20 protein-coding genes and 1 pseudogene are annotated in these 20,712 nt (G+C 54.6%); 6 read left to right on the forward strand and 15 right to left on the reverse strand.

Going from position 1 to position 20,712, the window contains the following annotated elements; translation table 11 throughout:
• Positions 1-16 precede the first annotated feature (16 nt).
• A complete protein-coding gene (locus MKX42_RS26700; RefSeq protein WP_340755939.1) occupies positions 17-661 on the forward strand; it encodes a CPBP family intramembrane glutamic endopeptidase in 645 nt (214 codons plus the stop codon).
• Here the strand turns inward: MKX42_RS26700 and MKX42_RS26705 are convergent.
• A complete protein-coding gene (locus tag MKX42_RS26705; RefSeq protein ID WP_036691104.1) occupies positions 636-1,265 on the reverse strand; it encodes a YfbR-like 5'-deoxynucleotidase in 630 nt (209 codons plus the stop codon). The genes MKX42_RS26700 and MKX42_RS26705 overlap by 26 nt on opposite strands.
• A 298-nt stretch (positions 1,266-1,563) precedes the next feature.
• On the opposite strand from MKX42_RS26705, the gene MKX42_RS26710 reads away from it, so the two are divergent.
• Together MKX42_RS26710 and MKX42_RS26715 are read left to right on the forward strand one after the other, a co-directional pair.
• Positions 1,564-1,782, forward strand: a complete 219-nt coding sequence (locus MKX42_RS26710) for a PspC domain-containing protein (RefSeq protein WP_340755940.1) — start codon at positions 1,564-1,566, stop codon at positions 1,780-1,782.
• Between the two features lie 62 nt (positions 1,783-1,844).
• Positions 1,845-2,510 carry a PspA/IM30 family protein gene (locus MKX42_RS26715; RefSeq protein WP_340755942.1) on the forward strand — a complete coding sequence of 222 codons (666 nt, stop codon included), beginning with the start codon at positions 1,845-1,847 and terminating at the stop codon, positions 2,508-2,510.
• Between the two features lie 107 nt (positions 2,511-2,617).
• Here the strand turns inward: MKX42_RS26715 and MKX42_RS26720 are convergent, their stop codons facing one another.
• From MKX42_RS26720 to MKX42_RS26765, 10 genes are all read right to left on the reverse strand, one after another.
• Positions 2,618-3,955, reverse strand: coding sequence for an LLM class flavin-dependent oxidoreductase (locus MKX42_RS26720; RefSeq protein WP_340755944.1), 1,338 nt, complete (start codon positions 3,953-3,955; stop codon positions 2,618-2,620).
• A 25-nt stretch (positions 3,956-3,980) separates the two neighbouring features.
• Positions 3,981-4,496, reverse strand: coding sequence for a DinB family protein (locus tag MKX42_RS26725; protein WP_340755946.1), 516 nt, complete (start codon positions 4,494-4,496; stop codon positions 3,981-3,983).
• Positions 4,497-5,702, reverse strand: a complete 1,206-nt coding sequence (solA, locus tag MKX42_RS26730) for an N-methyl-L-tryptophan oxidase (RefSeq protein ID WP_445669393.1) — start codon at positions 5,700-5,702, stop codon at positions 4,497-4,499. It lies immediately after the preceding gene.
• Complete coding sequence (locus tag MKX42_RS26735) at positions 5,659-6,867, reverse strand: amidohydrolase (RefSeq protein ID WP_340755948.1); 1,209 nt, start codon at positions 6,865-6,867, stop codon at positions 5,659-5,661. The genes solA and MKX42_RS26735 overlap by 44 nt, the downstream gene beginning before the upstream one ends.
• A complete protein-coding gene (locus tag MKX42_RS26740) occupies positions 6,867-7,889 on the reverse strand; it encodes an LLM class flavin-dependent oxidoreductase (protein WP_340755950.1) in 1,023 nt (340 codons plus the stop codon). Before MKX42_RS26740 ends, MKX42_RS26735 begins: the two co-directional genes overlap by 1 nt.
• An 11-nt stretch (positions 7,890-7,900) precedes the next feature.
• A complete protein-coding gene (locus tag MKX42_RS26745) occupies positions 7,901-8,653 on the reverse strand; it encodes an amino acid ABC transporter ATP-binding protein (RefSeq protein ID WP_340755952.1) in 753 nt (250 codons plus the stop codon).
• Positions 8,650-9,360 carry an amino acid ABC transporter permease gene (locus MKX42_RS26750; RefSeq protein ID WP_340755953.1) on the reverse strand — a complete coding sequence of 237 codons (711 nt, stop codon included), beginning with the start codon at positions 9,358-9,360 and terminating at the stop codon, positions 8,650-8,652. The genes MKX42_RS26745 and MKX42_RS26750 overlap by 4 nt, the downstream gene beginning before the upstream one ends.
• Complete coding sequence (locus tag MKX42_RS26755) at positions 9,360-10,142, reverse strand: amino acid ABC transporter permease (RefSeq protein WP_340755955.1); 783 nt, start codon at positions 10,140-10,142, stop codon at positions 9,360-9,362. The genes MKX42_RS26750 and MKX42_RS26755 overlap by 1 nt, the downstream gene beginning before the upstream one ends.
• Positions 10,143-10,176: 34 nt before the next feature.
• The gene (locus MKX42_RS26760) at positions 10,177-11,049 is read right to left on the reverse strand and encodes a transporter substrate-binding domain-containing protein (protein WP_340755957.1); all 873 of its coding nucleotides are present in this window, start codon (positions 11,047-11,049) and stop codon (positions 10,177-10,179) included.
• A 122-nt stretch (positions 11,050-11,171) separates the two neighbouring features.
• A complete protein-coding gene (locus MKX42_RS26765) occupies positions 11,172-12,059 on the reverse strand; it encodes a LysR family transcriptional regulator (RefSeq protein ID WP_340755959.1) in 888 nt (295 codons plus the stop codon).
• 246 nt (positions 12,060-12,305) lie between these two features.
• On the opposite strand from MKX42_RS26765, the gene MKX42_RS26770 reads away from it, so the two are divergent.
• A complete protein-coding gene (locus tag MKX42_RS26770) occupies positions 12,306-12,860 on the forward strand; it encodes a GNAT family N-acetyltransferase (protein ID WP_340755960.1) in 555 nt (184 codons plus the stop codon).
• Between the two features lie 900 nt (positions 12,861-13,760).
• Entirely contained in the window at positions 13,761-13,916 is a 156-nt protein-coding gene (locus MKX42_RS26775; RefSeq protein ID WP_340755962.1) for a hypothetical protein, read from the forward strand.
• 95 nt (positions 13,917-14,011) lie between these two features.
• Here the strand turns inward: MKX42_RS26775 and MKX42_RS26780 are convergent, their stop codons facing one another.
• Positions 14,012-14,677: a vWA domain-containing protein gene (locus MKX42_RS26780; protein WP_340757839.1), complete on the reverse strand. Its 666-nt coding sequence runs from the start codon at positions 14,675-14,677 to the stop codon at positions 14,012-14,014.
• Positions 14,678-14,863: 186 nt separating this feature from the next.
• Positions 14,864-15,385, reverse strand: a pseudogene (locus MKX42_RS26785) (TerD family protein); the annotation flags it as partial.
• A gap of 144 nt (positions 15,386-15,529) precedes the next feature.
• Here MKX42_RS26785 and MKX42_RS26790 point away from each other — a divergent pair.
• Entirely contained in the window at positions 15,530-16,906 is a 1,377-nt protein-coding gene (locus MKX42_RS26790) for a TerD family protein (RefSeq protein WP_340755965.1), read from the forward strand.
• A gap of 72 nt (positions 16,907-16,978) precedes the next feature.
• On the opposite strand, the gene MKX42_RS26795 is transcribed toward MKX42_RS26790, so the two are convergent.
• Both MKX42_RS26795 and MKX42_RS26800 read right to left on the reverse strand, forming a co-directional pair.
• Positions 16,979-17,935 (reverse strand): 3'-5' exoribonuclease YhaM family protein, encoded by a 957-nt coding sequence (locus MKX42_RS26795; RefSeq protein ID WP_340755966.1) that lies wholly within the window; start codon positions 17,933-17,935, stop codon positions 16,979-16,981.
• A 192-nt stretch (positions 17,936-18,127) separates the two neighbouring features.
• Entirely contained in the window at positions 18,128-20,401 is a 2,274-nt protein-coding gene (locus MKX42_RS26800; protein WP_340755968.1) for an FMN-binding protein, read from the reverse strand.
• Between the last annotated feature and the right edge of the window lie 311 nt (positions 20,402-20,712).

Below are 20,712 nucleotides of genomic sequence, written 5' to 3' on the forward strand. Positions count from 1 at the left end.
AGGAGGATTAACATTCATGCTATTACTGAAGTTATGCGCTATCGCTGTACTGCTGTCTTTTTCCTACCGGATCATCGAGCGGATTCTCGGGCTGGTCGCCAGGGCACAGGTGCGGTATACAATCTATTATTGGGGAGCCGCGTTGATTGCTGGAAGCGTTCTCTGGAGTGACAGTTATACGTTTGGCATGCCGCATCAGGTGATGAGAGTGCTTCCGCTGTTCCTTATCATACTGCTTGTGAACCTGATCCTCTCCCGATCCTCCGGCTATAATCCAGTGGGCACCTATAATACGGTCAACTTCGTGCTGTGCTTCCCGATTTTTGAAGAGATTGCCTTCCGGGGGCTGGTTCTGCCCATTCTCGCCCAGCATCCGTCGCTTGGACAGCTCCATGCCACGGGAATCATCGATGTCAGCGGCGCTATTCTCCTTACTGCGTTCCTGTTCGCCGTGTCCCATTTGCAGTATTACCGGCTGAACCGCGAGAGTATCCGGTTTATGCTGTTCGCGCTGAGCGGAGGGATCTTCTTCGGGCTGTTCGCGCAGGTTACAGAGTCACTGGTGCTGACCATTCCGCTGCATATTGCTTTTAACGGATCAGCCGTCTGGTATCAAAAAAAGAGCCACAGCTCCTCTACAGAGCCAGCGCCTCTTCCGTAATCTGCCTAATATCAATCGGAGACAGCGTCTCCTCGTTCACCATGTCCGGCAGAATCTCTGCCAGAAAGTAATCTACGCACTTGAGGTCAATATGCTTGATCTTGATCAGCGCATTACGGTACATCACTACAAATTCCTTCTCCGTGTTCCCTCTTTGCAGCTCGGCGAAGGCCTCATACACCTGATCCATCTTATCCGCAACCTCCAGAATCAGTCCCTCCAGCGACTCATCCTTACCCTCGCGCAGCTGCTGGTAGAAGATGCTTTTGAATTCATCCGGAATATGCTCCTTGATGAAGTTGTCGATCATGCCCTCCTCCACCTGCTGGATCAATGATCTGAGCTGGAGCGAGGAGTGCTTCACCGGCGTTTTGATATCCCCGATAAAAATCTCTCCGTAATCATGGCTGCTCGTGATCTCGTACAGCTTCTTCCAGTCGATCACCGCACCGTGCTTCTCTTCAATATCTGCCAGCGTCTTCGCGTATTGCACGACCTTCCAGGAATGGGCCGCAACGCTATGCTCCTCGAATTTGAATTTGCCCGGACAGCGGATAATGCGCTCCAGCTCATTCAGTGAGCGAAAATACTTGTGAATCCCCATGGCTAGTCCTCCCGTATGTTAGTTAGGCTACGCTAGAGTTCAGTCTAATCCTCCAGTGTTAACCCCGGATGAACCTCAGCTCCCCATTGTGTAAAATCCGCACGGCTGCGTGCATCTAACGTTTTTGCCCGGCCTCTCCCCGTCCTATTGCGGTTCCCATCCCCGACTAAGGTCGGGAACAAAGAACAGTCTGCAGGCCGTTTTGCCGGAAAGGATAAATTCGTACAATACATACATAGACAACGGAAATGAACACGCCGGCTACCGGCGGTCATCTAATAAGAGAGGAAGATTCATTATGACAAAAAAATTAACCCGTTCCTTAACAGACAAGAAGCTCACCGGTTTATGCGGAGGACTGGCACGCTATTTGAACGTTGATGCGACCCTCGTAAGATTGCTTGTTGTTGTCGCTACGTTTTTCAGCTTCGGTACTGTTATTTTTCTCTATATCATCGGCAGTCTTATTATCCCTCAAGAATCCTACGGCGGATTCGATGACAGCTTCAACTACTAATTCCTTCTATTAAATACTTGCGTCATACCTTAACTAACCCACATATAAAGGAGATCATTACAATGAGCATATTCCAAAGAATCACAACACTAACCAAGGCTGCTATTCATGAAGGACTGAACAAACTGGAAGATCCAATCCTGCTAACTGGTCAATACCTGCGGGATCTGGAGGATAAGATCGCTAATGCCGAAGGCAAACAGCGTGAACTCAAGGCAGCAGCCAGTGTGCTGGAGCGCCGGATCTACGAATACAAGGTGCTCGCAGAGCGCAGTGAAGCGGAAGCAGTCCAGTTCATGAGCGAGGGCAATGAACCTGCTGCCCGCCTGGCGGTAATGGCTAAGCTCCGCTACACGGAGAGCGAACAGGAATGCACTGCCGGACTGAAGGAGACTCAGGCTGCGCTGGCTTCCCTTGAAGAACAGCTGGCCAGTGTTAAGGAAGAACAGAAACGCCTCAAAGCCAAAAGAGCTGAGCTGGCTGAACGTGCCCGCAAAGCTACGGAGATCAAGCAAGCAGCCCAGGCTTACAGCACCGCTTCTCCGGCAGGCTATCCCGGGCAGGTGCTGAACAATGGCACAGCCTCACGCGGATTCGAACGGATGGAAGACAAGATCGCCATGCAGGAAGCCATGGCCGAGCAAGCCGGACTGGCCGCAGCCGCTCATGACTCTTCCATGAACAGCGCGGTGGACGCCGAGCTGGAACGCCTCCGTAACCGGAAGTAAGCTGACGGTATCGTCCGTAATTGCAAAAAGGATGCCTCCCTGTCAATCAGGGAAGGCATCCTTTTTGTGGTGCTGTAACTATAAATGTCCTAAATTATCTGCCTGTGTTACACCTGCCCGGCCGGTTCAGAAGTCTGGGTATAACGGTTCTGCGGAACCGGCAAGCCAAGATTTCCCCGCAGCGTATCGCTCTCGTATTCGGTACGGAAGAGTCCGCGCTCCTGCAGAATCGGAACTACCTGATCCACGAATTCCTCCAGTCCGTTCGGTACAGCAGCGGCCAGCATGAAGCCGTCGGCTGCCCCGCCCTCGAACCAGGCCTGCAGCTGATCTGCGACCTGTTCCGGCGTACCGATGAAGCTGCTGCGCGGTGTAGCCGACTGCAAGGCAACCTGACGCAGGGTTAAGCCCTGCTCTCTGGCGTCCTTTTTAATCTTGTCCGTTCCACTCTGGAAGCTGTTCCGGCCAAGATCGCCCAGATCCGGGAACGGCTCATCCAGCGGATACTGTGAGAAGTCATGATGCTCGAAGAATCGGCCCAAATAGTTCAGCGCATTCTCGATCGTTACCAGTCCGGCCACCTCCTGATATTTGCGCTCCGCCTCCTCCGGGGTAGCCCCCAGAATTGGTGCTACTCCCGGGAAGATCAGCACTTCATCGGGATTGCGGCCGAATGAGGCCACCCGGCTTTTCACATCCTTATAGAATGCCTGCGCTGATTCCAGGGTATCATGGCCGGTGAAGATGGCGTCTGCCACGGTTGAGGCATAATCCTTGCCAACCTCCGAGGAGCCTGCCTGGAAAATCACCGGCTGTCCCTGCTTCGAGCGGGCGATATTGAGCGGTCCCTTCACCGAGAAGAATTCACCCTGGTGATCGAGCGTGTGCAGCTTATTTTTATCAAAGAAGACGCCTGTCTCCTTGTTCCGCACAAAAGCATCATCCTCCCAGGAATCCCACAGCCCGCGTGCCACCTCCAGATATTCGGCAGCAATCCGGTACCGCTTGCCATGATCAGGATGCTCCTTCTTGCTGTAATTCAGTGCAGAGCCTTCGAGCGGCGAAGTCACCACATTCCAGCCAGCCCGTCCGCTGCTGATCACATCCAGGGAGCCGAATTGCCGGGCTACCGTGAACGGTTCGCTGTAGGAGGTTGATAAGGTACCGACCAGACCAATCCGGCTGCTGACCGCCGCCAATGCACTAAGAATGGTCAATGGCTCGAAGCGGTTCAGGAAATGAGGAATGGACTTTTCATTGATGAACAGGCCGTCGGCAATGAAGATCAGGTCCAGCTTGCCTTCTTCTGCCTTGCGTACCCACTCCTTGTATAACTCAAAGTTCACACTGGCATCGGGCTTCGCATCGGGATGGCGCCACATGGAGGTGCTTCCTCCCACTCCGTGCAATAGGGCACCCAGCTTCACCTGTCTTGATTTCGTCATGTTCATTCCTCCTCATAGAATATGGTTACAACGCCGCTTGCTTCGAAGCTTGAGCAACTTGTGCAGCTTGACTAGCCTGCGCCTCCCGCTTCACTCGTTCTATCTGGGCCAGATGCCTCTCTACATGGGCGGTGAAGCCGCGGACAATATCGCTAATACGCACCGTCTCGCCCTTGAAGTTAATCCCGCTTTTCTCCCATTCTCCGGGGATAAGTCTTCCGAGCAGCAGACTGTTGTAATGCAGCAGACTGCGGAACAGCTCCAGGCTGTCTGCAGTCTGCCCCTGATTACTATGCTGTCCGCTGACCCATGCGTCCTGCTGGAATGCCGGAAGCTGAACCTTCGTATCCGCCAGAATATCACGGATACGGAAGGAGACTACGATGCTGTGATCCGCCAAATGGGCCAGCACCTCGGTCACGCTCCAGCTTGACGGCTCCGCCTTCCACCTCAGCTGTTCTTCGGATACCCCCTCCAGCGCCTGCACCAATTGCTCATGTGTATTCAAATAGCTGGTTAGCTCCACATCCGCACTGCTCATTTATTGTCCCTCCATTGTTAGTTTTGATGGTTGCTGATCAGGGCCGGCCGAGAAGCGCGACAACGCAAACGGAGTTATATTCTGCCTGGTATGTCCCTGAACAGCCATGTCCGCGAGAATCTCTCCAACCACACTGGAGAATTTGAAGCCATGTCCCGAGAAGCCTCCGGCCAGCAGCACATGGCTGTGAGCCGGATGGCGGTCGATGATGAAATCCTCATCCGGCGTATGCTCATATTTACAGACGGAGCCCTTAAGCAGACGCCCGGCTGCGCCAGGCATATACGCTTCAAGAACCCGGCGGAGGTCGCCTTCATCACTCTCCAGGCTGCCGAACGGATGCAGCGGTTCACCGGACTCCCACTCTTCGCCCGTGTCGTGGCGGCCGATCTTCAGTCCTGCCCCGCCTATGCTGGGGAAGCCGTAGAACCCGCCATCCTCTGAACCAAGCGTGAAGCCGGGGAACCTCCCGGCCTCGAAGTCCGGCGTACTCCCGAACCAGCCTACTACCTTGCGAACGGCCTTAATCGGCAAGTTAACGAAGGGCGACAATGAACTGAACCAGGCCCCGGCACTAAGAACAGCAGCCGCTCCATGGTAATCGCCGTTCTTCGTATGGACCGTGACACTGCCTTCGCGGGCCGTCACCTTCAGCACAGGAGTATTCGTCAGCAGCTCCGCACCGTAAGCCAGTGCAAGCTGACGGTAAGCGGTAATGCACCGCTCACTGTATAGGTAACCGGCATCCGGCTCATACATCGCCTCGAAGGATTCGGGGAGGTTCAGGGCTGGCCAGCGGCGGCAGATTTCCTCGGCATCCAGCTGCTCAGCCCGGACCTTCCGCTTCCGCGCCTCTTCCAGACGTCCGGTGAAGGAATACACCTTGCTGTCTGCCAGATTGAGCACACCTGACGGAGCCAGCAGCTTGAGACCGCTCTCTGCCTCCGCCTCTTCCCACAGCACCTGGGCACGGAGCGCCAGGTCAATATAGGCCGGATCGCCGCTGTAGGCGTGCCGGATCAGCCGGGTCTCCCCGTGATGGCTTCCTTCCGTATGCGGCGGATCGAAGGCATCGATCAGCAGTGTTTTCACACCGCGCCGGGCCAGATGGTAGCCTGCGCTCATGCCCATGGAGCCTGCACCAACAATAATGACATCATAATCAGAACGCTCCGCTATGATCTGCACCCCTCTCCGCCGCCAGATGCTCAAGTACACGTACCGCCAGATCGCTGAAGAATTCTGCACCTACAGGCAGCGCTGCTTCGTCCAGATCGAACGCGGGATGATGCCATTCCCGGCTGCCGGCTGTACCCGTGAAGACGAACAATCCGGGAACCTCCCGCTGATAGAAGGCGAAGTCCTCCCCGGCCGGTGACGGCACCGGCTGCACGGAGGTATAGCCCAGCTTCACCGCCGTCTCTTCTCCAAGCCGGGCCAGCAGCGCATCGTTGATGACCGGCGGCGGCCCGCCGATCCAGCGCACGCTGGCTTCGGCACCAAGCGCAGCAGCCACACCCGTGACCACCTCCTCGAACCGCTTCAGCACCTTGCCGCGCACCGCTTCATCGAAGGAGCGGATCGTTCCTTCCAGCACCGCCGTGTCCGGGATGATGTTCCACGAATTGCCGCTGTGGATCTGCGTGACGCTGATTACTGCGCTATCCAGGCTGCCCACATTACGGCTGACGATCGACTGCAGCGCCGTTACAATATGCGAGGCGGCTACAATAGGATCAATTCCGGCCTCCGGCACGGCCGCATGAGAGCCGAAGCCCCGGATACTGACAGCGAAGCCGTCTGCGGCTGCCATCAGCGGACCGGCCTTAATGCCAAGGGTCCCTACCGGCAGATCCGGCTTATTGTGCATACCGATCACTGCGCGCACCTGATCCAGCCCTCCGGCTGCGATAATTTGCTGTGCCCCCTTCGCTTTCTCCTCGGCAGGCTGGAACAGGAAGCGAACCGTTCCGCTCAAGGCGCTCTCCCGCTCCTTAAGCTGATACACAGCTCCAAGCAGCGCTGCCGTATGGAAGTCATGCCCGCAGGCATGCATTCTGCCCGGATACAGTGAGGCATACGGCAGTCCGGTCTCCTCCTGGATCGGCAAGGCGTCAATGTCAGCCCGCAGCGCAATCACCGGCCCGCCCTGCTGACCGCCGACTTCGGCAATAACCCCGGTCTTCAGCCCGTAGTCTGCAACCTTCACCCCCGCCTGCTTCAGCAGCGAGGTGATGTATGCCGTAGTCTCAATCTCTTCCCCTGACAGCTCCGGGTGCCGGTGCAGATGACGCCTGATTTCAACCAGCCGCTCCTTGAACGATAACGCCTGTACTTCCTGTGCCGCAGATTCCGTGGCTGAATTTGTCATTAGCGGGATGCCTCCGCTGGCACTTCGGCCAGCGCCTCACTCAGCAGCTCGAAGGAACGCTGCCGCTTATCGAAGGGCTGCACGTTAGTGGTGACGATGAACTCATCCACCCCGGAAGCTTCGGCCAACGCCAGCAGCTGCTCACGTACGTTCTCCTTCGTCCCCTTGGTAATCTCAGGCTCCCGCTCCTCCAGCGTGTACGCTTCCTCACTCTGGCGTGTGAACTCCTCGGCCTGCTCCCGGCTGGCCAGAGTCAGGGTCTTGCCGCTGGCGAAACGGATGCGGATCAGCTTATGCGCTCCGGCCAATTCTCCGGCCTCCTCTTCCGTATCGGCCACGATGACAGCCAGCGCGATAATCACCTGCGGCTCCTGCCCGCCGCTTCGATTGAAGCCGTTGCGGTAAGCCCGCACCGCCTCTAAGGCAACGGTCTGATCGCCGCCGATGAACAGGGAGAACACGTATGGCAAGCCCAGGCTGGCCGCGATCTCGGCGCTGGCGACACTGGCGCCAAGCACATACAGCTCCGGCGGGATGCCGGGGAGCGGACCTGCCTTCAGCCCGTGCAGCGGATGCTCCGCCTCCAGCCGGTTATGCACATACTTTTCCAGCTCCACAATCTTGTCCGTTAACGAAGCAGTTTCCCCGCCGCCCTGCTGCAATGCCTGCGTGCTGCGCGGCAGGCCGCCGGGAGCGCGTCCTACCCCTAAGTCCACCCGTCCCGGGGCCAGCGTAGCCAGCACGTTGAAATTCTCAGCCACCTTGTAGGGGCTGTAGTGCTGAAGCATAATCCCGCCGGAGCCGATGCGGATACGCTCCGTCTTAGCCAGCAGGTGTGAGATGAGCACCTCAGGAGAAGATCCGGCTACCTGCTCGGAATCATGATGCTCCGATACCCAGAAGCGGCGGAAGCCGAGGCGTTCCGACAGCTGCGCCAGCCTGATTGTATGCTGGAAAGCCTCTTCCGGCGTCTCCCCCGGATAAATCGGGCTTTGGTCAAGTACGCTGATTGTGATTGCCATAGATATGCCTCCTAGATGGAATAGTTCAGCTCCGGCGTAATCCGCTTCAGGAACTGTTTCGTTCGTTCTTCACGCGGATGGTTGAATACCTCCGTGGGTGTACCTTCCTCAACAATCACTCCGCCGTCCATGAACACCACATGGTTCGCTACATCGCGGGCGAATCCCATTTCATGCGTCACCACAATCATCGTAATCCCTTCCTTGGCGATCTTACGAATGACCGCAAGCACTTCACCCACCAGCTCCGGGTCCAGTGCAGAGGTCGGTTCGTCGAAGAGGATCACCTCCGGCTCCAGTGCGAGCGCACGGGCAATCCCGACCCGCTGCTGCTGGCCGCCGGAGAGCTGGCTCGGATAAGCATCCAGCTTCGCACCAAGTCCCACCTTCTCCAGCAGGGCGATGCTCTTCTCTCTCGCCGCCTCCTTCGGAAGCTTCTTGACGATCAGGAGACCTTCCATCACATTCTCCAGCGCGGTTTTGTGCCGGAACAGATTGTATTGCTGGAAGACCATAGCCGTTTTTTGCCGGAGCTGGTGGATATCCTTCTTGCGGGCATGCCGGAAGTCCAGCTTGAAGTCCCCGATGGAGATTTCGCCCCTGCTGGGCTTCTCCAGAACATTCACGCAGCGCAGCAGGGTTGTTTTGCCGGAGCCGCTGGGGCCGAGAATGACGACCACCTCCCCCTTGGATACCTCCAGATCAATATGGTTCAGCACCTGATGGCGCCCGAACGACTTCGATAGCTGCGATAGCTTAATCACGCGACTCCCCCCCGGTTATACAGATTGATCCTTTTTTCGATCAGGGCCGTTGCCCGTTCGATGAGGAACGTCAGTCCCCAGAAGATCAGCGCCGCCGCCAGGTAAGCCTCGAAGAACTTCCAGTTGGTTGAAGCGACAATCTGCGCCTGGGCATTGATGTCCACCACCGATACGGTAAAAGCCAGCGTAGACCCGTGCAGCATCCCGATCACGGAATTCGACAGATTCGGCAGGCTCGCCGCCAGCGCCTGGGGGAACACAATCCGCCGCAGCGCCTGGGGAGTGCTCATTCCGATGGAATGGGCCGCTTCGAGCTGACCGCGGTCCACCGCCAGCAGACCGGAGCGCACCACCTCGGACATATAGGCACCCGCCGTAATGGAGAAGGAGATATAGGCGAAGCCGATCATCGGGATCGATACCGAGCGGAAGCTCCAGCCGAATTGTGCAGCAAGCCCGTCAATAATCATCGGCAGCCCGAAATAGATCAGCAGCAGATGCGTCAGCATCGGGGTGCCGCGGATGAACGTGACATACCCTACGGCCAGCGGATACAGCCCGGGGACTCTATAAATCCGGATCAGGGCCACCACCGTACCGATCATGAAGCCTGCCAACACCGACACAACCGTGATATACAGCGTCGTAGGAATAGCTCCCAGAATCTGCAGGAATGCCGTCCAGATAAAAGATGGGTCCAGCTTCATTACGCACCGCCTCCTTTACCCGCTCCCATATCCGCGACAATTGTGCGGTAGGACGATTTTCGCTGAAGAGTGAACCGCTTCTTGGCCGGGCTATCCCGGGCTTCATGCTTGAGCAGACGCTTCTCCGCAACCAGCAGCAGCTTTTCAATCGTAAAACTAATCACAAGATAGATAAGGGCAAGCGCAATATACGTCTCAATGAAATGCTGGGTCGCGCTGCCCAAGGTCTGGGCCTTGCCCGTCATCTCCATCACTCCCAGCGTGAACGCCAGCGAAGTATCCTTCAGCAGCGCTATGACCAGGTTCGAGAAGACGGGAATCGCAATTCCCAGCGCCTGAGGCAGCACAATACGGGTAAAAGCCTGGTACGAGGTCATCCCCGTAGCATAAGCCGCTTCCACCTGGCCTTTATCGACTGCTGTCACTGAAGCGCGGATCATCTCCGACATGAAGGCCCCGGTATGCAGACCGTAGGTCAGAATCACGAACACCAGCACCGGAGTCCGCGTCATATCCAGATTCACAAGCTTCAGCACCTCAGGCAGACCGTAATAGAACAGGAATAATTGAATTAGAATCGGCGTTCCCCGAAAAAAAGAGATGTACACCTCAGCGCAGGTCTTCAGGACCGGTACCTTATACAGGCGGGGAAGCGCAACGATAAATCCGACAATCATCCCTGCGAGCAGCGAACAGGCTACGATCAGCAGCGTGGTGCTCAGCGTAGTCAGCAGCTTGGGCAGGAACGAGAAGACAAAACCTAAATCAAACGGTGCACCCATCCTGCACCTCCTTTTCGCTGTAAGGGCCTGCGCATTATTGAACCGATGAGGTGGTGACGTCCGCCCCCAGCCACTGTGTGCTTATTTTGCCAAGTGTGCCGTCTGTCTTCAGCTCCTTGACCACTCCGTCAATGGCCTCCGACAGCTTCTGCGAAGGAGCATCATCCTTGCGCAGCACATACAGAATATCAGCAGAGGACAGCTCGGGACCCACCGCCTGCAGCTTGCTCTGCGGGTCAATGATCGGCAATACGAAATCCGCAGCAAGGGTAGCATCCACCCGGCCCGAATCAATCTGGTTGACCGTATCATTGGCGGCACCGTTCTGATAGACAATTGAGATCGAATCCGCACCGTGCTCCTTGTTATAGTTCTCAAGAATTTGTGCTTGCGCGCTGGTGGCGCCGGTCAGTACCTTCTTCCCCTTCAGATCGTCCAGTGTCTGGATCGAGGTATTTCCTTTGGCTACAACGATGCGGTTTCTCCAGTGGGCATAAGCTTCCTTGTTAAAAGCGTACTTCTGCTCCCGCTCCGGGTTCTTCTCCATGACATGGGCCACCAGGTCAATCTTCTTCGTCTCCAGACTGAGCAGCAAATTGCTGAAGTCCATCGTCTGGAATTCGAACTCATATTCCGGCAGGCGCTTGTCAATCTCCTTCAGCAGTTCTACATCGAACCCGGTAAGCTTGCCGTTCTCATCGATGAAGCAGACATTGGGAAAAGCTGTCCCGGTACCGACCACGATCTTGGTCACCTTAGCCGGATCGGCGGCAGCAGCCGTGGAATCCGCACTATTCGGGGATGCTGCCTCCGCTACCTTGCCGCTATTTGCGCTGTTATTATTGCCGCAGCCTGCGATCAGCAGTGTTAGTACAAGTGTGGATGCGAACGAAATGGTCTTCTTCATCTCTCAAACCCCTTTTCAATTTAGATAATCCCTATCTGTTTAGTGGTGATTATATGCAATTAACTTTATCACTGCATGCTGCCATGCGCTAATAGAGTTTCTTAATATGGTTATACAAGAAGTCAATTCAGCTTGCTCAGGGTCCCCGTCCCCAGCTCCAGCAGGGTATCCAGGAATTCCGCGTTCTCACCATTCAGCGAGATCAGACTGGTCCGCAAGGAGATGCCTTCGGTCTCCGTGATATCCACCCTTATCAGCGTTCCCGCCTCTACCTCCTCCTGCACACTCAAGGCTGGAAGGAAGCAGATGCCTGCTTGCTTCAGCACCAGCTTCTTGGCTGTCTCCAGGTTATCCACCTGATACACAATGCTTGGCGGCTGCTCCATACTCTGGAACACACGATGAAGGCGCAACCAGTCGAGCGATCCGCATTCGAAGAATACGAGGGTCTGCTCAGAAATCTCTTGAATGGAAGCACGGCCCTTATGGGCTAGCGGGTGACCGGCATACACATACAGTGAGATGGGGTCTTCACAGAAAGGAAACGACTGGATGGCCGGATTCACTACTTTGCGGATAAAAGCAAGATCGATCTCCCTCGCCTTCAGCTTCTCAATCAACACTTCGGTCGGAGCAGTCGTCAGCTTGATGCGGATGTGGGGATATCGCTGCTTCAAATGCAGCAGCAGACGGGGCATCAGATAATTGGAGACCGATACGGTGCTGCCGATTCTCAGCTCGCCGGGGATTTGGCCTTTGGACTGGATCTGATGCCTGCCGTTCTGATAGACCTGCAGAATTTGCTGCGCATAGGGGAGGAACTGGCGACCTTTATCCGTCAGGTTAATCTGCTTGCCCAGCCGGTCGAATACCTTGCAGTCCAGTTCCCGTTCCAGCGACTGGATTCGGGCGGTCACTGTCGGCTGCGAGATATAGAGTACATCTGCCGCTTTGTTGAAGCTTCCGTAATGGTTAATGTAGACAAAAGCCTCAATGTTCTCGATATTCAAGCATAGTCCCCCTCTGCATCAATAATTATATTATTCCTATCGTTTAACAATGAATTTAATTAATCTTATGCACCGGCTATTTTTTTGTCAACTTAACTTATATTGAACAGCCGGAATAATCCTATTGATCACAATCACAGATAGAACTTTTCTATGGTTTAATAGAAATCATTAAATTCCACTTATGTTCATCGGATTTATGTATTATAATAGCGGCACATCCCATTACCGGACAGGAGGCACCAGATGAATCACTCAGCAGAAATTGTAATCCGTGAAGCCGCAGCTTGTGACCGTGAAGCCATTGCCGGGGTCTTGCTCGAAGCTTACAGCGAATATGCAGCCGTGCTGCCCGAACCGTTCTGGGAGGAGTACCGTGACTCCATTCTCGGCTCCGTTCACGGCGAGGCACCCGTCTCCCGGATTGTAGCAGAGCTGGATGGACAGATCGTGGGAAGCGTACTTCTGTTCACCTCCTCAGAAGCTGCTTACGGCAGACCGGAGCTGGACATCCATACGCCGATCATCCGTCTGCTGGCCGTATCACCTGCGGTCCGGGGGCGTGGGGTGGCCAGACTTCTGATCCGCGAAGCGGCAGGAAGGGCCATTGCACTGGGGGCAGCCAGTCTGAATCTGCATACTTCGGATATGATGGCCTCTGCGATCAAGTTGTATGAGAGACTTGGGTTCAAGCGGGCTTATGAGACGGATCTGAAGAACGGGGATACTCTGGTCAAAGGCTATCGTCTGGAGCTGCAAGCACCAGCTGGTCTGCAGACGAAAAAAACCTCCACAGCCTGAGCGGGGAGTTTGGCGTCCGGCGGGCTGTGGGGGCCGTTACGGCGGGCCGTGAGGCCGTTCTGGCGGGCCGTTGGGGTCGTTGCGGCGGACGTTGGGGCCGTTACGGCGGGTGTCGGCGTCCGTTATGGCAGGCTGTGGGGGGCGTTGCGGCGGGCCGTGAGGCCGTTCTGTCGAGACGCCCTACTGCTCCGCCTGGCCGGGATATTTTGCACAATCCTGCCCAAAGTACAACATTCCCCTCCTCATTCCGGCCAGAGTCCAGCATTGTTGCATAAAAGGCAGGATTTCTCCACCTCCAGACGGTTTGGCGGCACAGTTCCTGTATTTCGTGCAACAATCCCTCTAACACCCAGGTATCTAAGAATCCAAGTTGCAATTAGTACAGCATTTTGCCTATATACGGCGAACTTAAGGACATATAAATTGAACTTGATTAAACTTGAGAATATACCGAAAGGGAAAAGCGATACAAGGCGAAATTTGGAAATGTAGCTGCGGTAGCTTCCTTCTGAGAACCCTTCCGCAAGAAAAATTTGCTACGAGAGCACTATTAGTGCGGATTTTTACTACTGTGAGGAATTACATAATTTTAGCTACTATATACCATTACTGGACAGTCAAAAGTCCTACATCACTAAGAAACGAGCGAATCGCGCTCCACATCTGTATTTTTTGCTTGGATTTAATTAATTGCGTTATGGATAAGTGCAGATTTCGGACAAACAGGCGAAGAATAGACTTGCATAAATAGGTGGCCACACCGGCACATCACGAAGCCCTCGCTTGTTTCATCCCATCTCCGACCAGGACAACGCGATCCTTCACCACCAAGAGAGGCGCATGCTGGCGCACGACCTGGAGCCACTTCTGCCGCAGCGACGAAAGGAACCAGCCCGACGAATGGAAGAAATGAATGAGCGTTTCGTAACAGCGGGGATTCCGCGTGAGATCTCGAATCAGCGAAGTAACGCCCGAATGGTCGGCGCGCAGCATGAAGCCGAGGACAATCACGACAAACCACTCGAACGTGACTTTTCTGGAGAAGCAAGAACGTAAAGGCTGGATAAGGTTGTTCATGTATTTAAGCATAGGTATGGTCAATTGGGTTATTTTCTATTTACTATTTTCGTCCTGCTATTTCATTCATGCCCCTATAGAATCCCCTTCGCCTTCGCAGCCTTCAACCACTGCGGGAACTCATTCAACAGCTGATCATACAGCTCCTCGTCGGATACGTCTTCAATCCGGTCCAGGTGCATGAAGCTGGCGTTATCCACCAGTCTGCCGCTCATCGTGTCGAGCTGCTTCAGTACCTCGAAGTCAGAGTCGCCGATGCCTACAAACTGCCAGAAGATTGGAAGAGAAGAGGCCGCCATGATGACTTTGCGGGTCAGCTTCACTACACCGCCGTCATTGATGAAGATAATGAATACAGGCGTCGTGTCCGGCTCCTCCTTCGTGTATTTCTGGATGACATCCTGCATGACCGGCGGTTCGTTATTGCGCCCAAACTTATGAATCGCGTCATTATTCGTAATATGGGTGAAGACATAGCTGCCAAGCTCCTGCTCGGTAACCGGCGGAAGTCTGCTGAATTCCGTATCATAGACCCACACATCCAGGGAGCCGTTATCATCGAACTTGCTGGCAACCGCGAGGATACGTTCTACCACCTCCTGCACCACGCCTCTGGCATAGAGACTGCGCATGGAACCGGTGATGTCCAGCACAATCCCCACCCTTGCGGTTACATCTGTAAGCTGTTTTTTGATCAGGGTAAGCTCCACCAGTTGTTTGCGCAGATTAATCGAAGACAACACATTCACCGGAGGCCCCGCCTCGGGCTGACGGATTACCTCCGGGATCTTATTCACCACCTCAGGTGCCTGCTCCACTAGCTCAGGTGTCTGCTCCACCACTTCAGGTGTTTGCTCCACTACCTCAGCCGCCGCTGCGGCTTCGTTCCCGGATTCCTGTTCCACCTCAAGCCCATAGCTTCGGCACAGGGCTGCAAGTCCCCCATTATACCCGCTGCCGATTGCACTGAACTTCCACTCTCCCTGATGGCGGTACAGCTCCCCGGCTACGACGGCTGTCTCCTCTGACAGATCCGCCCCGTACTCGAAGCGGTGCAATTCTTCCCCGGTCCTGCGATCTGTCAGCGTAAGCTTCAAGCCGGACAGATCCTTCATCCGGTGGTTGCGCTGCTCGCCCTCATAGATCGTCAAGGTTACCGCAATGCGGGCATAATGCTGAGGTATTTTCGCTAACGAGATGGACAGGCTCGCCCCGTTCTCCCCATCCGCAGCATGAGCTACAGTCCCATCTCTGGATACCGGATTGCCATAGAAAATAAAGTCTTCATCACGTTCACACCGGTTCTGATCCGACAACAGAAAGGCAGCCGCATCGACGCCCATTCCGCTATGCTGCGTGTTCCAGCGGAGCTGGATGGATATCTCGTGAGCTTCTCTTCCTTTGGTGATATCGGCCTTTTGACCTTTTGACAGCTGCAAATCTCTCATCTCCTCTTCATAGCAGTCTATTCCAGAAGTTCATAGATAAGGTATACCCCATTGGCGCAGCCTTGTACACTCTGAACGCATTGTATTTCCAGCTTTGCTCCTTTAATATGAAAAGTATTAGATGATAGATAGGGGCCTTACCTGATGGATTTCACTGCGATAGACTTTGAGACTGCCAATTCCGGACGCTCCAGCGCCTGTGCCCTGGGGCTTGTTCAGGTCCGGGACGGTATCGTCACTGCGGAACATAACTGGCTGATTGATCCGCGGCAGCGGTTCGACGGGATGAATATTGCCATTCATGGCATTACGCCCTCGATGGTCAGAGGCCAGCCTACCTTCGCTGAGTTGTGGCCCACGGTAGAACCGCTGCTGCAAGGCGAGATTGTGATTGCGCATAATGCCGCCTTCGATATGAGTGTGCTGCGGTACTGCCTGGACGACTACTCTCTCTGCTATCCCGGCTTTCAATATTTATGTACCTACCTGCTCGGCAAAAAAATGCTCCAGGACCTCCCCTCCCATAAGCTGAATGTCATCTCGGCGCATTTCGGCATCCGCCTGAAGCACCATGATGCCCTGGAGGATGCCAGAGCTTCTGCACTGATTCTCCTGAAATTGATGGAGCAGTGGCAGCAGTTCGATCCGCTGCTGTTAGCCGGCAGCCAGGGCTACAAGGCCGGGACGATGTATGACGGCGGGTATACGCCGTTCAAGGCAACGCCCAAGAAGGCCGCGAAGAAGCCGGCCGCCGGGAAGAAGGCAGCGGCCAGTCCTGCGGTCGATGTTAGCCCAGGATTGCCGATGGGCGGAACGGTGGCCGGGCAGTCGCCAGGTGAAGCGCTAGCGGTATCGCCCGGCCAGCTTCCGGCGGAAGCATCGCCAGCCACTGGAGCTGCGGCTGCCCCCATATTGGCGCGGGGGCAGCGAGTCGATATCGGAGACAAGCTTAGCGCCTCCAGACTCCTTGCCGCTGTGGAGTGGGACGCTCCGGCTTCGCACCTGGAAGTCAGTCAGCCGGAGACCGCTGCCTTCCTGCTTCGGGAGAGCGGACGATGTGAGCAAGAGCGGGAGCTTATCTTCTCTGGGAATATGGAAGACCCTAGCGGCTCCGTCTTCTGCTCTAAGCCCGCTGCGCACATGGGACATCTGTATCTTCAGCTGACCAGCCTGCCTGCAGCCATCACGCGGATTGCGCTGGCCTTCACGGTTGCGGAGTTCAGCGGTGACCGGAATCCGGGCCCGATCTGGAACGCTTCCGTATCACTGATTGATTCCCGGACAGGAGTCAGACTGGCCGTATTCCCCTTAAGCCGGAGTGTTATGCCAGGCATGTCCGTTATTATCGGCGAGTTCTACCGTTATAAGGATAAATGGAGATTCGCTGCTATCGGAGAGTTGCTGCCTGGCGGCCTTCCGGCCCTGTGCAGCCACTACGGTCTTACGGTGGGGGCCGATGGCCCTGAGGAGAAGGCTGCGGCTGAGTCCGCCGCCGCAGCGGAGGCTGAAGCTCCTGAATAAAGCAAGCCCCCCAAACCGCAATTACGGGATGGGGGGCTTGCTTTATTTTCAGCGATATAAGGGTCTCAATCGTTATAACTTCAGCCGGTAAACGGCCTTATTCTCCAGCCCTCTAATGAACGGCGTCCATTCCTCCGTCTCCGGAGTAGTATCAAGGGCGTCCTCCACCATTTGCAGCTTGGCATCCATCGCATCGATATGATGCAGGGCAACTGCTTCAGCCGTCTGCGGCTGGACCGGGCTTCCCCACTCGCCCAGATTATGATGAGATAATACCAGATGCTGAAGCGCCAGGATTTTCTCGGATTCCAGATCAATGCCGGTGCGGATTGCCGCTTCTGTAATCCAGCTGGAGGCCATGGAAATATGCCCGATCAGCTTGCCCTTCACACTATAGTCCGACACAATACCGTACTGCGAGATCATCTCTTCCGGCTTGGCGATATCATGAAGGATGATGCCTGCTCTCATCAGATCAGGATTCAGGAACGGACGCTGCTTGCACAGGAAGTCCCCAATCTCCAGCATGCGGACCATGTGATAAGCAAGCCCTGCGAAATACGCATGATGGTGGGTCTTGGCAGCCGGATAATGCATCAGCTTCTCCTCCACCTTACCGACACAGAAGTTCACAATCGCTGCAATCTCCGGATCAGCAATACTTGCCATTTCGTTCTTGATCGTATGGACCAGATCCACTGGACGCACCGGAGCCGAGCGGATGAAGTCGGTCAGCGATACCCCATCGGATTCATTAACCAGTCTGAGCTTAGTGATTTTGACCTGGAGCTTCTCGCGGTAGGTATGGGCCAATCCCCGGACCTTCACCAGTGCCATCGGGAAAAAAGTCTCCTTATCCGTCACGCTGACGTCCCAGCATTTCGCCGAAATCTGGCCGCTGGCATCACCTAGTACAATATCGAAGTAATCCTTGGGAGGAGTCCCGTTCGTCTGTTTCAGCACCAGTTCTCTAAGCAGATAGAAGCCGGTGAATTCATCCTGCGGGGCTAGCTGTTTGATTAATGTCATTGTGAAGCCTCCTATGACTTACAGGCCTGGGCCTGCTGGGTATATTAGTGTGTATATTAGAGGTTTGACACTCCCTTCCCAAATCCCTTTAAATTACTATACGATTGGCATTCCTATTTATGTCCACACCTGCAAAAAGGGCTGTCCCGGCCATTTGCATGACCCAGGACAACCCTTAATGAATGGATTTTGTTATTTTCCGGCAGATTCGAGCGCTGCTTTGATCGCTTCTACCGCTTTGGCGGAGATGGCTTTCTGGGCATCATTCGCTCCGAAGGCTGCTGCACGGTACCCGTACTTATGCAGTCCCATGCCGTTCGAGGTATTCTCGATCTCGTATTTCACAAGCAACTCATCATCCGTCAGATTATATCTTACTTTACCCTTATCATCCAGGTAGTACACAGCCATAGTTACAGGCACATTATACTTAGTAGTAACCATGACATTTACAGTCTTATCCACACTTGCACCGATGAAAATGCCATCGAAATACGCAGCCTTATCCGTTTCCGTAACTTCCGCTTTACCATAAGCTCTGTCAACGGCTGCCTTCAGCGCATTGCTGCTGCTGGTAGCGCCGGATACCGCATCCACATCCTGAGCGCCTTCTCTTGTGCCTGCGGCCAGGAAGCTGGCGGTCAGCACCGGAATGGCTTTTTGCACCTCAGCATAAGCGGCTTTACCCAGATCCACCATGTTCATGCCTACACGGGAAAGGGCCACATTTACGATCTTGCCGTTACGCAGTGTAACATCTGCTTTGTTCGTGCCCTTGTCATAAGCATCACCGTAAGCGGTGAAGGTGCCGTCTTTATAAGTGCCTTGTACTTTGGACGCATTGGTCAAAGCATCCGTCAGTGCTGCCTTCGCTGCAGCTGACAGGGCTTCCTGTCCTGCGATATCTGGAGCCTGCACGCCGCTTGCGAGCAGTCCGGCGGTCAGCTTTTCCACCAGTGATTTCTGTTCTTCGGTACGCTTATCATCTGCAATCAGCTTGCCGTCTGCGCCGAACAGGCTCAGCTTGATGCCCGTTACCTGATCCGCGTCGATATCAACCAGCAGCATAACCTTAGACTGATTATCCACACCGGCAAATTTACCGTCGAAGGTTTGACCTTCACCCGGAGTCTTCAAGGCTTTCTCAAAAGCGCGCTCTACGGCCTGGTTCCAGCCATGGCTGCTCTCCGTAGCGCCGGAAATTCCATCTACCTTCTCATTATAGTTAGCGATATAAGATCCGTTAGCCAGCAGTTTGGCGGTCATCGGAGCATTCGCCTTCACAACCTCTGCATAAGCGGTTTCCCCTCTGTCGATCAGGTTGCTGCCAAGTCTGAACAGCTTCACATCCACCAGCTTACCGTTACGGATCACAACATCCGCTCTCTCCACGCCTACACTTCTTGCTGTACCGTAGGAAGAGTAGAATCCGTCAACATAAGCAGCCTTGTTGTTGATGCTGGCATTCTGTTCAGCATCCCAGAAGGCATTCACTGCGGCTTTGGTCTCCGCCTCGAAGCCGGCTACCGGCTGCGCATTAGCACCTTTGGCGAGCAGTGCAGGAGTGATTGCTGCAATCGCTGCAGTCTGTTCAGCCGTATACGTCTTCTCATCCACGAAATCTCCGGTAGCGCTCAGCGGATACAATTTAACCGCAGTCAGCATGTTTGCTTCATAGGTAGCAAACACTGCATATTGGGCCTCAGGGTCGACACCCATGTGAACTCCGCCAAAATAAGTGGTATCAGCCGCATGGTGCGTAAGCGATCGCTCAAAAGCTCTGTCTACGGACAGCTTCCAGCCGTTGCTGGTACGGGTTGCGCCGGATACAGCGTCAACGTTAGCTGCGCCGTCTCTGGTTTTGCCCATCAGTCTGTCTTTCATCAGACCGTAGGCTGCCCACACGCCGCTGTAATTCTCACGGGCATTGCGGTCGATGATCTTCGGGCTGGTTCTGAGCAGCTCGATATCGGCGATCTTGCCGTCTTTAATCGTTACCTTCGCACCCTCTGTACCTTTGGAATACGCATCGCCATAGGCAACATATACTCCATCCTGATATACATCCTTGTGCACAGTAACTGGTGCTGCTGTTGCTACAGGCTTCGCAGTTGCCGCTGGCTTTGCAGTTGCTTTGGCGGTTGCTGCTGGTGCAGTTGTTGCTTTTGGAGTGGCTGCCGGTTTGGCTGTCGCCTTCGGGGTTGCTGCCGGTTTGGCTGTTGCCTTCGGGGTTGGTGCCGGTTTGGCTGTTGCCTTCGGAGTTGGCGCCGGTTTGGCTGTCGCCTTCGGAGTTGGTTTCGGTTTGGCTGTTGCCTTCGGAGCTGGTTTAGCAGTCGCTGCCGGCGCTTCTTCCGAGGCTGCTGAAACCGCATCCACCTTCAGGTTCAAGGCCGGTGCGTTAATCGTGTAGGCTAATGGCGCGAGCAGTAAGGCTGCGCTTACAGTCAAAGAAATTAGTTTTTTCAAATGCGTATTCTCCTTTATTATCCCCAGTAGTATGTAGCGTTTTCAAACCGTTTTGGTCCAATCATTCCTTCTGATTACGAAGAGCAGCCAACTCTTCCTGAACGTCACCCACTCCTTCCTTCATTCCTGCTCGGCCCAGCCCGTGTAAGAAAAGATTCATCTATATATACAATCTTTCAAAAGGTGAAACAATTCACATAATGGAGTGAATTAATTCACATAAGTGGACTTCAAGCTGCTGGTGAATATTTCTGGCTTGATGGTAACAAAATTGAAACTCTTTTCTCTGTGTAGAAAATCACATACCCTAT

The organism is Paenibacillus sp. FSL R7-0204 (assembly GCF_038002225.1).
Lineage (GTDB): Bacteria > Bacillota > Bacilli > Paenibacillales > Paenibacillaceae > Paenibacillus_AQ.